The sequence below is a fragment of the Pseudomonas sp. P4_C3 genome, from assembly GCF_056402075.1.
In genome coordinates this window covers 1-3530 of record NZ_JBFUIC010000377.1, presented here as the reverse complement: position 1 = coordinate 3530, position 3530 = coordinate 1, and the positions used below count along the sequence as shown (strand labels likewise).

The window sequence follows — 3530 nt, the reverse complement described above, 5'->3', positions numbered from 1 at the left end:
GGGTAACACCGTACGGATCTCGGTGGAGGCCACCAATGGCGACATCTTCTCCAAGGAGTACATGGAGACCCTGCGTCAGATCAACGATGAGGTGTTCTACATTTCTGGTGTCGACCGTTCCGGCCTCAAGTCGCTGTGGAGCCCGAGCGTTCGCTGGACCGAAGTGACGGAAGAGGGCTTCGYCGGTGGTGAAGTGATTCCGCAGAGCTACAACGGCTCCCAGGCCAGCCTCGATTTGCTGCGCAACAACGTGCTCAAGTCCGGCCAGGTCGGGCGCCTGGTGTCCAACGACTTCAAGTCGAGCATCGTCGACATTCCGTTGCTGGAGTCCTACCCGGACCCGCAGGACCAGGGCAAGCTGCTGGCGCTGGACTATCGCCAGTTCTCCCACGAGCTTGAGGACAAGATCCGCACCAAGTTCGAAGCGCAGAACCCGAATGTGAAGATCCACATCGTCGGTTTCGCCAAGAAAGTCGGTGACCTGATCGATGGCCTGGTGATGGTGGTGATGTTCTTCGGCATCGCCTTCGTCATCACCCTGATCCTCCTGCTGTGGTTCACCAACTGCCTGCGCAGTACCGTCGCCGTGTTGAGCACGACGCTGGTGGCGGTGGTCTGGCAACTGGGCCTGATGCACTTTTTCGGCTTCGGGCTCGACCCCTATTCGATGCTGGTGCCGTTCCTGATCTTCGCCATCGGTATTTCCCACGGCGTGCAGAAAATCAACGGGATCGCCTTGCAATCGAGCGAGGCGGACAACGCCCTGACGGCCGCGCGCCGTACTTTCCGTCAATTGTTCCTGCCGGGGATGATCGCGATCCTCGCCGATGCCGTGGGTTTCATCACGCTGCTGATCATCGATATCGGCGTGATCCGTGAACTGGCCATCGGCGCATCCATCGGTGTGGCGGTGATCGTGTTCACCAACCTGATCCTGCTGCCGGTGGCGATTTCCTATGTCGGCATCAGCAAGCGTGCGGTCGAGCGCAGCAAGAAAGACGCTGTGCGCGAACACCCGTTCTGGCGCCTGCTGGCGAATTTCGCCAGCGCCAAAGTTGCACCGGTGTCCATCCTGCTGGCGTTGATCGCCTTTGGCGGCGGCCTGTGGTACAGCCAGAACCTGAAAATCGGCGACCTCGACCAGGGTGCCCCGGAGCTGCGTCCGGACTCGCGCTACAACAAGGACAACAACTTCATCATCAACAACTACTCCACCAGCTCCGATGTGCTGGTGGTGATGGTCAAGACCAAGGCCGAAGGCTGCTCGCGCTATGAAGCCATGGCGCCGATCGACGAGCTGATGTGGAAGATGCAGAACACCGAGGGCGTGCAGTCGGCGATTTCCCTGGTGACCGTGTCCAAGCAGATGATCAAGGGCATGAACGAGGGCAACCTGAAATGGGAAACCCTGTCGCGTAACCCTGATGTGCTGAACAACTCCATTGCCCGCGCTGACGGCCTGTACAACAACAGCTGCTCCCTGGCGCCGGTGCTGGTGTTCCTCAACGATCACAAGGCCGAGACCCTGGATCGCGCGGTACATGCGGTGCAGGCGTTCGCCAAGGAGAACAACAAGGAAGGCCTGGAGTTCATCCTCGCTGCCGGTAACGCCGGGATCGAGGCGGCCACCAACGAGGTGATCAAGAAGTCCGAGCTGACCATCCTGATCCYGGTGTACATCTGCGTGGCGGTCATGTGCATGATCACCTTCCGCTCGTGGGCGGCGACCTTGTGCATCGTGCTGCCACTGGTGCTGACCTCGGTACTCGGCAACGCCCTGATGGCCTTCATGGGCATCGGCGTGAAAGTGGCGACCCTGCCGGTCGTGGCGCTCGGGGTGGGGATCGGCGTGGACTACGGTATCTACATCTACAGCCGTCTGGAAAGCTTCCTGCGTGCCGGCCTGCCGCTGCAAGAAGCGTACTACCAGACGCTGAAGTCCACCGGTAAGGCGGTGCTGTTCACCGGTCTGTGCCTGGCCATCGGCGTGTGCACCTGGATCTTCTCGGCCATCAAGTTCCAGGCCGACATGGGGCTGATGTTGACCTTCATGCTGTTGTGGAACATGTTCGGTGCGCTGTGGCTGTTGCCGGCACTGGCGCGGTTCCTGATCAAACCTTCGAGGCTGGCGGGGCAGAAGGGCAATTCGTTGTTCGCTCACTGAGCCCTGGACGGTCTCAAAAGCCGCAACCTGAAGTTGCGGCTTTTCTTATGGGGGCGTATCAGCGCGGTTCCAGGGGCAGAAATACGCTGTTGGCTTGTTCTCTGCTGATGATGCCGCGATGAATATCGATTTTCTGTTTCGGATCTTTGGCCTTGGCCATCGCCGATTCGTACGTATCAAATTGTTGTTCTTTGGTTTTTAGATGGGCTCGGGTGTAGTCAGCCTTGGCGTCATCCACATTGGCATAGTGAAAATGCGCGTACGACCAGGCTTGATTGTGTTCATTGAGCAGGACGTATTCCTGCATGAAGTCTCGCCGTCCGGTTTTCAGTTGAACCCGGCTGCCGCTGATTCGAGCGAAAACTGCCTTGCGCTGTAGCAAATATTCGACACTCTCGCTGCTCGGTGGCCGGGCCAGGGTCATACGCGTGCGAAGTTCTGTTGCCTTGGTGTCGAGGGTGCGAGCCGTGTCCCGTAGCCCGTTGATGAGCGTGAAGTCCTGCTCCTTGTTAACCGGGGCGTTTTCATGGTGTTCCAGACGGTCGGCATACCCGGTGAGTTTTTGAGCCTCCCGTTGCAATTGCTCTTCAATTTCCTTGGGAGAGCTCGCGCGCTGAGCGTAGCTTTCGATCTTCGTCACCTGCTTGTCCACGTTGGCCATCGCCTTGCGGGCATCGCCTTTGAGTTGCGAGTAGGGACGCGAGGGTACTTGGGGTGCTGGTTGCCTGGGCTTGACGATTTCTACCCAGACATTCGGTTCATGTTCGTGGAAAGAGGTCAATGGTCTGTCTTCCAGCGGACCGTTGATGTCGACAATGTCTGCGCCCTGGTTGGCCACGCGAGGGCGGATATCGCCGATCAATGTACCCTTTGCGGTTTTGATGACCCTCTTTCGACCGGCCCATGAAGGACGGTTGATCGCTGGCTTGCTGCTGCCGACGGCAGATGAAGCGGATTCATCAGGTAGCGGCTGGCTCTGCAATTCGGCGGCCAGACGTTGTTCGGCATCGACGCGCAGTTCATTGATGAGCTCCCGCAGACGATTGAAGGCGGTTGATTGCAACTCGTCAGCATCGAAGATGCCGATACTCTCAAGCCCGTCCAGTGCCTTGCTGTAGTGATTAACCAGGTTATCCAGCACGGCAATACGATCGCCACTTTCATAGATGTGTGAACTTTGCAGTTCATCGTGAGAGCGGGACAACAGCAGTATTGGATTAACGGCGTCTTCCAAGGCTGTCGCGGTTTGCGTCCCCAAATTCCTGGTACTGAGGATCCGCAAGATAACCAACTGGTAAGACTTGACTCTCAACGCCGTGAGTTCGTTTTCCGGTCTGTTGTGGGTCAGTCGCTGCCAAGACTCGGC

1 protein-coding gene and 1 pseudogene are annotated in these 3530 nt (G+C 58.2%); one reads left to right on the top strand and one right to left on the bottom strand.

What is annotated here, in order from left to right; all coding sequences use genetic code 11:
* Nucleotides 1–2164 (top strand): efflux RND transporter permease subunit (locus AC1DVH_RS27850; RefSeq protein ID WP_477756499.1); only part of this gene is annotated, 2164 nt, incomplete at its 5' end.
* A gap of 58 nt (nucleotides 2165–2222) precedes the next feature.
* Here the strand turns inward: AC1DVH_RS27850 and AC1DVH_RS27845 are convergent.
* Nucleotides 2223–3530, bottom strand: a pseudogene (locus tag AC1DVH_RS27845) (dermonecrotic toxin domain-containing protein); the annotation flags it as partial.